The sequence below is a fragment of the Mesorhizobium sp. M7A.F.Ca.CA.002.09.1.1 genome (genome assembly GCF_003998555.1).
Taxonomy (GTDB): domain Bacteria; phylum Pseudomonadota; class Alphaproteobacteria; order Rhizobiales; family Rhizobiaceae; genus Mesorhizobium; species Mesorhizobium ciceri.
The window spans coordinates 1,899-9,722 of the sequence record NZ_RZRR01000100.1 but is presented as its reverse complement, the minus strand read 5'-3'; the positions used below and the strand labels follow the sequence as shown (position 1 = coordinate 9,722).

The 7,824-nt window shown below is 65.1% G+C and carries 6 protein-coding genes and 1 pseudogene; 6 read left to right on the top strand and 1 reads right to left on the bottom strand.

Annotated features, from left to right (window positions below; translation table 11 throughout):
• Positions 1 to 1,229: pseudogene (locus EN994_RS07035) on the bottom strand (glucan 1,4-alpha-glucosidase); the annotation flags it as partial.
• Positions 1,230 to 1,552: 323 nt separating this feature from the next.
• Between EN994_RS07035 and EN994_RS07030 the strand changes: the two are divergent.
• The 6 genes from EN994_RS07030 to EN994_RS35965 all read left to right on the top strand — a co-directional run.
• Complete coding sequence (locus EN994_RS07030) at positions 1,553 to 2,833, top strand: histidine kinase (protein ID WP_063169507.1); 1,281 nt, start codon at positions 1,553 to 1,555, stop codon at positions 2,831 to 2,833.
• On the top strand, positions 2,833 to 3,555 hold the full coding sequence (locus EN994_RS07025) for a response regulator transcription factor (RefSeq protein WP_027163049.1): 723 nt from the start codon (positions 2,833 to 2,835) through the stop codon (positions 3,553 to 3,555). Before EN994_RS07030 ends, EN994_RS07025 begins: the two co-directional genes overlap by 1 nt.
• 114 nt (positions 3,556 to 3,669) lie before the next feature.
• Positions 3,670 to 4,638 (top strand): YihY/virulence factor BrkB family protein, encoded by a 969-nt coding sequence (locus EN994_RS07020; protein ID WP_245441347.1) that lies wholly within the window; start codon positions 3,670 to 3,672, stop codon positions 4,636 to 4,638.
• Between the two features lie 192 nt (positions 4,639 to 4,830).
• Positions 4,831 to 5,724 carry an SMP-30/gluconolactonase/LRE family protein gene (locus EN994_RS07015; protein ID WP_245462575.1) on the top strand — a complete coding sequence of 298 codons (894 nt, stop codon included), beginning with the start codon at positions 4,831 to 4,833 and terminating at the stop codon, positions 5,722 to 5,724.
• A gap of 95 nt (positions 5,725 to 5,819) precedes the next feature.
• Positions 5,820 to 6,833 (top strand): ABC transporter substrate-binding protein, encoded by a 1,014-nt coding sequence (locus EN994_RS07010; RefSeq protein ID WP_013528926.1) that lies wholly within the window; start codon positions 5,820 to 5,822, stop codon positions 6,831 to 6,833.
• 49 nt (positions 6,834 to 6,882) lie between these two features.
• The coding region (locus EN994_RS35965) for an ATP-binding cassette domain-containing protein (protein WP_245465994.1) at positions 6,883 to 7,824 on the top strand (942 nt) is incomplete at its 3' end.

Here is a 7,824-nt window from a genome sequence, read left to right as displayed (position 1 = left end):
AGCCTGGCGTGCGGCAAATGGCCGGCGCGGTGCAAAGCTTCGGCCAGCAGCAGCGGAAAGGCGCATTCGTCCATCTGGATGCCGGGCCAATAGGCCGATCCGTCGAGCCAGGCGTTCTGCGGCCAGTGGCCGTCCGGCTGCTGGATGGAGCCGAGATAGTCGAGGATTTGCAACGCCGAGGCGGCGTCGCCGGCAGCAAGAAAGCCGCCGGCCGTCTCGACCAGATCGCGCGGCCAGACCAGATGGTAGCCGCCGAGGTCGTCGTCGCCCTTGTCGAAGCCCCACGGGATCGACAGGCTGGCGACCGCGGCGCCCGGTGTGGCGATCGACCGGTGCGTCGCCAGTACCGCCGTCGAGACGCGATAGAAGTTGATCCCGGGCACCGCGTGCCGGTCGAGCGGCAGCAGGCCCTTTTGCCAGTTGCGCCAGTTCTGGAGGTAGGATTTCGCCGCGGGTTCAAAACCCTGCTTCAGGCTGGCGAAAGCATGTTCCGCGGCCTCCTCGGGCGTCGCGCCAAATCCCAGCGCCAGCAAAGCCTTGGTCCTGGCCGCGGAAAAGCCGATCTCGCCGGTCAGCGCGACATTGCCGTCCTCGGCCCGCTGGTACGCAGCATCGAGCTCACCTGTGTTGTGCAGTTGCTGCCAACCGTCGGAAAAACCGACATAGCCGGCCGAGCCGGTCCGCCAGGGCAGCGACGAGGCCAGCGCCAGGCAGGAGCCGCGCCCCGAGGCGAACAGCACGGGCTTTCCCTCGTGCTCGCCGACCCAGGCGGTGTTGCCCATGCCGGCATTGACCAGATGCGGCGCCAGAAGCGCGTAGACGCGATAATCGTCAGCGACGCCCCTCAGCGCCGTGAAGGTGATTTCCTGCAGCAGCGCCGGGCGCGCCGGATCGGCGAGGATGCGCTTTTCGATCCGCCAGGCGCCGTCGTTCGCCGTGTTGACCAGCCGGTAGGCGGGTACGCCGTCCTCGAACGGTTCGATGCTGTGCGTGGCAGCGCGCTTCTCTTCCGAGAAATAGCCGGCGGCGCCGGTGACGATGAGGCCGAGGTCGCGGGTGCAGGCACTGTCGACGCGCGGATAGTAGATTTCGTTGAGCATGCCGTGGCTGATCGTGAACCAGATCCGGCCGGCCGGCGAAAGCGACGTTCCGACGCCGCTCTTGGCGCTTGACGTCCAGCGCGCCGGAATTCCCGGGGCGCCCGGAGCAACGTTTTGCGTCACTGGCATTCTGTTTCGGTCTCCTGGCCTCCTCCCTAGACCAGGACGCGAACCCTTTACAATCATTGCACCGCAAGTTGATCGGCGCCGACGGCAGGGCAACGAACTAGGGCTAACGGGTTTCTTCGGAGCTTTCGTCTGCGCTGACGGAGCAGCAAATGAAAAACCCGCCAGTGCGGCGGGTCACCGGCGCAAATCAGCACCATGGACGAAAATGTACCATAGCTGAGCTCACCGAGTCAAGAAAAAATTCCTATGACCAAAGGCACCGTCGTTGACAGCGGCGGCGGCATGCGTCCACTATTTCCCGGCACGGGAGGATCGTGAAAGCAATGGCGGAAGTGTCCCTGGTCCTGATCGACCGGCTGCTGGCGATATCGCGGGCGCTTGCCGGCCATATCGATCCCGGCACGGCGTTCCGCGCGACAGCCATCGAGATCGGCTCGCTCATCCCGCACGACCACATGGATCTGGCGGTGCTGTCGCATGATGGGCGCCGGCACGCCTGTTACGAAGCCGGCTTCCACACCAGCTGGAGCGAGCTTGCCCAGCATCCGCTGCCGACCGAAGTCAGCCCGATCCGCTCGGTGCTGTGGGGCGAAGTCCCCTATCTGCTCGCCGACGACGCGCTGAGCGACGAGCGGTTCCATTTCGCCACCGCTATCGATGGTCCGATCTTCGCCGCCAGGCTGCGCAGCCGCATCGTCGTGCCGCTCAGGGCGCGCGGCGGCATCATCGGCGCGCTCAACATCAGCCGGCACGAGGTCGACTGCTACACGCTTGCCGACGTCGCGGTCGCGCAGCAATGCGCCGACCTGATCGCGCCCTACATCTTCGCGCTGATCCAGACCGAGGAGGCGCGCCGCGCCATGCTGGCCGAGAGCGAGGCGCGAAATCGCGTCGAGCTGCTGCGCGTCGGCGCCTCGCAATTGACCGAAGGCATGGAGCGCGAACGCCGGCGCATGGCCATGGACCTGCACGACCAGACGCTTGCCGATCTCGCCCGCATCGCGCGCCAGCTCTCGGCACTTCGCGGCCAGGGCGTGGCGCGGGCAGCACAGCTTGCCGATCTCGAGAAGGAGGTCGCCGGCTGCCTGACGGAACTGCGCCACATCGTCGACGACATCCGGCCGAGCGTGCTTGAACTGTTCGGCCTGCGCGATGCGGTCGAGGCGCATCTCAACCGCAGCGTCGCCAGGGCCAAGCCGCCGATCGCCGTGCGCATCGCCGACACCAGCGACGGCGGCGCCGACAGCCTGTCGGAGCCAGTGCGGACCGCGCTCTACCGGATCGTGCAGGAAGCGATCAACAATGCCGTTCGCCATGCCGCGCCGCACCGCATCGACGTGCTGCTGGCGTCGACCGCGAGCGTGCTGCGGGTGATCGTGACGGATGACGGCCAGGGCTGCGGCGCCGTTGACCCGGCCGCGTATGGCGGCATCGGCCATATGCACACGCGGGCAGCCCTTATCGGGGCGCGGCTGCGCATCGGCCAGGCCGGCCGCAAGAACGGCGGCACCCGTGTCGTCGTCGAGATCGACCGCCAGCCATTACGGGAACTGGCGGCGGCTGCAACAATGCCTGGCGAACTCGCCGTATCGGAGGCCATGTGATGCTTGTGATGATCGCCGAGAATGACGGGCTGCACCGTAGCTTCGCGCGGCGGACGGTGGAGCAATTGTGGCCCGGTGACGTCGAGGTGATCGAAGCGAGCGACGGCGAGGACGCCATCAACCTGGCGACTGAGCGCGAGCCACTGCATGTCGTGCTCGATTTGCAGATGCCGAAGGCGACGGGAATCGAAGTTGCCAGGGCGATCTGGAACCGCCGCGCCGGCACGCACATCCTGTTCTGGTCGAATTTCGCCGACGAAGCCTATGTGCGCGGCGTGGCGCGCATCGTCCCGCCCGGCTCTGTCTACGGCTATGTGCTGAAATCGGCGACGGAGGAAGGCATGCGGTCCGCCCTGCGCGGGGTTTTCCGCGAAGGCCACTGCATCATCGACCGCGAGATCCGCGGCATCCAGCATCGCGTTCAGGACAAGTTCGAGGGCATCACCGACGGCGAATATGAAAGCCTGATCGACATCGCGCTCGGCCTGACCGACCGGGCGATCGCGGCACGTCGCGGCCTGTCGATCCGTGGTGCGCAGAGCCGCATCAAGCACTGCTACGACAAGCTCGGCATCGTGCCGGCGGAGGACGGCACCGGCGATGCTTCCGTGTTCAACTCGCGGACGCGGGCGATCTATCTCGCCATGGCGCGCGGCCTGATCAACATCGACGCACTGCGTCGCGAACAGGACCGGCTCGACGCCTGGCTGGCGGAGCACTGAAACAGCGGCGGCCACAAGCCGGAACATCGGAAGGTCCGGCGCATTGCTAGTGAACGCCAACTCAACGCCTGCGGATCCGAAGTGCGACCCTCATTTGCAGATTCATGGCACCTGGTGCGCGAAAGCGTCGTCGGTTTCATCGACGACAATGCGCTCAGCCATGGTGCGGCGATGGCCTTTTATGCCGCCACCTCGCTGGCGCCGATCTTGCTGATCGTGGTTGCGATTGCTGGTCTCGTCTTCGGCCACGATGCCGCACAATTGGCCTTGTCCGCGCAGATATCAGGGCTGATGGGACCGGAAAGCGCCGATCTCCTCAAGACTGCGCTGGAAAGTGCATCCGGCAGGCTGTACGGCACCTGGGCCGCGATCATAGGGCTGGTCACCTTGCTGGTAGCCGCTTCTGGCGTCTTCGGCGAAATGCAGCAGTCGTTGAACACAATCTGGAAGATCGAACCGCAAGGCAATTCCCTGTCGCGTCTGGTGAGGGCACGGGCCGCCAGTCTGGGGTTGGTGGCCGCACTCGGGTTCCTGTTGCTGGTCTCTCTCATCGCAAGCGCTGCGATTTCGGCACTGGGCGCTTTCATCAACGCCCATCTGCCGTTCGGAACGATCATACTCAGCGGGATCAACGGCGTCGTTTCGTTTGTGCTTATCGCCGTGATGTTTGCCGCCATTTACAAGGTTTTGCCCGATCGAACCCTGGAATGGCGCGATGTGGGAATCGGCGCTGTCGGAACCGCGGCCCTGTTCACATTGGGAAAATCGCTTATCGGCTGGTATATCGGCACCAGCGCGATTGCGTCGTCGTACGGCGCCGCCGGCGGACTGCTCGTGATTTTGCTCTGGGTTTACTACTCGTCGGAGATTTTCCTCCTCGGCGCCGAGTTCACGCGCGCCTATTCCGTTCGCCACGGCAGCCGGTCCGATCTGAAGAGGTTGGTTCACAGCCCTTTGTCCGTGCAGCACGGCTCAGCTCGAACACAACAGGAGTCCAATGCTGCTGGCGTGGTCGTGCTTGTGGCGGTGGCGTGCGCGAGCGCAACCTTGACCGCGCTTTTGCGAAGTGTTCGCCGGCCCTGATCTGACGTCGCCGGTATTCTACGCTCGATAGGCACGGGCGACTGTGCAAATGCACAGTCGCCCGTGCGCTTTGACCCGTATCGGCTCGTCGGGACCGCGCCTACGCTCTGCCCCAACAAGAAGACTGTATCGGGAAGCGCTCATGCCATTCGTCACCATGCGGAGTAGCACGGCTGTTCGCGCCGGGAGCCGATGATGTCGGTGCCGGCGCGTGCGCGCCATTCCGGTTTCGACGATGTCGTCGGCGATGCGCCGATCGAAACGCTGGCGAGCGGCTTCGGCTTCCTCGAAGGGCCGGTCTGGCATCCCTATGAGAAATGGCTGGTCTTCTCCGACATTCCGGAAAGCCGGATGTATCGCTGCAGTGCCGAGGGCGAGATCGAGCTGTTCCGCGAGCCGAGCCATAAGGCCAATGGCAACACGCTGGACCGCCAGGGGCGGCTGGTCACCTGCGAGCACGCAACGAGCCGCGTGACCCGCGCCGAGCCCAACGGCAGCGTGACCGTGCTGGCCACGCATCATCAGGGCAAGCAGCTCAACAGCCCGAACGATATCGTCGTTGCCACCGGCGGATCGATCTACTTCACCGATCCGGGCTATGGCCGGAGGGAGTTCTATGGCGTGCCACGCCCGCAGGAGCTGCCGTTCCAGGGCGTCTACCGCATCGATGGCGACGGCGCCCGGCTGACATTGCTGGCCGACGATTTCGGGCAGCCGAACGGGCTGTGCTTTTCGCTGGACGAGTCGCGGCTGTTCATCAACGACACCGAACGCGGGCACATCAGGGTGTTCGGCGTCGAAGCCAATGGCGACCTCAATGGCGGCGCGGTGTGGGCAGCAACCGAGGGCGACGGGCCGGGAGCGCCCGACGGCATGAAGATCGACAGCCGCGGCAATCTTTACTGCACCGGACCCGGCGGCATCCACATTTTCGACGCGTCGGGCACCATTCTTGGCGTCATCCGGACGCCCGAAGATTGCGCGAATTTCACCTTCGGCGACGACGATTTGCAAAGCCTCTACATTGCCGCGTCGACGTCGCTGTACCGGCTCAGGGTGCGCGTGCCGGGATTGAGACTGTTTTGAGCTCGCGACAATCCGTGCTCAAATCAGAGTTGGGAGTGAGGCCGGGTCAAAGCCGGTGGGAATACAGCAGTCAACACATCTGGGAGGATAACGACATGAAGAAACTGTTCGTTCTGGGCGCTCTGGCGGCAATGCTCGCTTCGGGCACGGCGCTGGCCGACACCAGTGGCAAGAAGATTGCTTTTTCCAACAATTATGCCGGCAATTCCTGGCGACAGGCGATGCTCGACAGCTATGGCATCGTCACCAAGAAGGCGGTCGCCGACAAGGTGGTCGGCGCGGCCGACATCTTCACCACCGCCGACAAGGAGGTGCCGACGCAAGCGGCGCAGGTGCAGAACCTGATCCTGCAGGGCTATGACGCCATCGTCATCAACGCTGCCTCGCCGGATGCGCTCAACGGCGCCATCAAGCAGGCCTGCGATGCCGGCATCACCGTCGTCTCCTTCGATGGCACCGTGACCGAGCCTTGCGCCTACCGCGTCGTCGTCGACTTCAAGGACATGGGCAAGCAGGAAGTCGAGCAGATGGCCAAGTTCCAGCCCAAGGGCGGCAATCTGCTTGAAATCCGCGGCCTTGCCGGCACCTCGATCGATGATGCCATCCATGCCGGCATCCTCGAAGGCGTCGCCGCCCATCCCGAGTTCAAGATCGTCGGTTCGGTGACCGGCGACTGGGACCAGACGACGGCGCAAAAGGCGGTGGCGACCATCCTGCCGTCGCTGCCCGACATCGTCGGCGTCGTCGATCAGGGCGGCGACGGTTACGGCGCCGCACAGGCCTTCGCCGCCGCCGGCAAGCCGCGCCCAACCATCATCATGGGCAACCGCCAGGACGAGTTGCAGTGGTGGAAGGAGCAGAAGGACAAGGACGGCTACCAGACCTGGTCGGCATCGATCGCGCCCGGCGTGTCATCGCTCGCCTTCTGGGTGGCGCAGCAGGTGCTCGACGGCCGCACCGATATTCCGCACGACCTGCTGGTGCCGTATCTGGCCTTCACGCAGGACGATTTCGAGGCCGAGCTGCCAAAGATCCCCAAGGGCGGCGTCGCCAGCCACGAATACACGCAGGAAGACGCGATCGCGGCCATCAAAGCCAACATCAAGTGAGTGTCGGCCAAGCGTTGCCGTCCGTATCGCCAAGCGAGTATCGTTGAGCATGCCCAGGGGTAACGCTGACATCATCAGACTGAACGGCGCCGAAAAGCATTTCGGCGCCGTTCGCGCGCTGGGTGGCGTGGATTTTCACGTCGGACCCGGCGAATGCGTCGGGCTCGTCGGCCACAATGGCGCCGGCAAATCGACGCTGATGCACATGGTGGCGGGCACGCTGGTGCCCGACAGCGGGCAGATCGGCGTGCATGGCGACACCGAGGACAACTACTCGGTGTCGCGCGCGCAGCAGCTCGGCATACGCTGCGTGTTTCAGGAACTGTCGCTGTGCCCCAATCTCAGCGTCGCCGAGAACACACGCATCAACCACGCTTCGCTGCGTGGCTTCGGCTGGCGGCGCAAGGCGGCCGAGCTGATCGCCGCCAAGCTCGACGAGATCTTTCCGGGTCATAGCATCTCGGCGTCGGACATTGTCGGCGACCTGTCGATCGGCCGTCGCCAGATGGTCGAAGTGGCGCGCGCCTTCACCGTCACCCAGGATCGTCTCGACCTCGTCATCCTCGACGAGCCGACATCGTCGCTCGACGCGCATACGGCGGGCCAGTTGCTGGCCTTCGTGCGCCGCTTCGTTGCCGGCGGCAAAAGCTGCATCCTGATCTCGCATGTGCTGGGGGAGGTGCTGCGCAACGCCGACCGCATCGTGGTGATGCGCGACGGCAAGGTGGTTGTCGCCGACGCCGCCACCGCCTTCGACCGTAACCGGCTGGTGACGGCGATGGGCGGCGCGGAAGCGCGCCAGAAGATCGCGGCGCAAATCGCTGCCGCCAAGCCCGCCGCCAGTCCGCTGAGGGTCCGGGCGCGGCCCGCCGCGCAGAAGGACGGCACCGACCTCGTCGCCTGCGCTGGGGAGATCATCGGCCTTGCCGGGCTGGCGGGCCACGGCCAGACCGATCTGCTGCTGGCGATCTTCCGCGGCGCCACGCGCGCC

Bases quoted from the DNA above. Each gene is read 5' to 3' on its own strand.
- EN994_RS07015 (WP_245462575.1), top strand. From the start codon at position 4,831: ATGATGTCGGTGCCGGCGCGTGCGCGCCATTCCGGTTTCGACGATGTC.
- EN994_RS07010 (WP_013528926.1), top strand. From the start codon at position 5,820: ATGAAGAAACTGTTCGTTCTGGGCGCTCTGGCGGCAATGCTCGCTTCG.
- EN994_RS07025 (WP_027163049.1), top strand. From the start codon at position 2,833: ATGCTTGTGATGATCGCCGAGAATGACGGGCTGCACCGTAGCTTCGCG.
- EN994_RS07030 (WP_063169507.1), top strand. From the start codon at position 1,553: ATGGCGGAAGTGTCCCTGGTCCTGATCGACCGGCTGCTGGCGATATCG.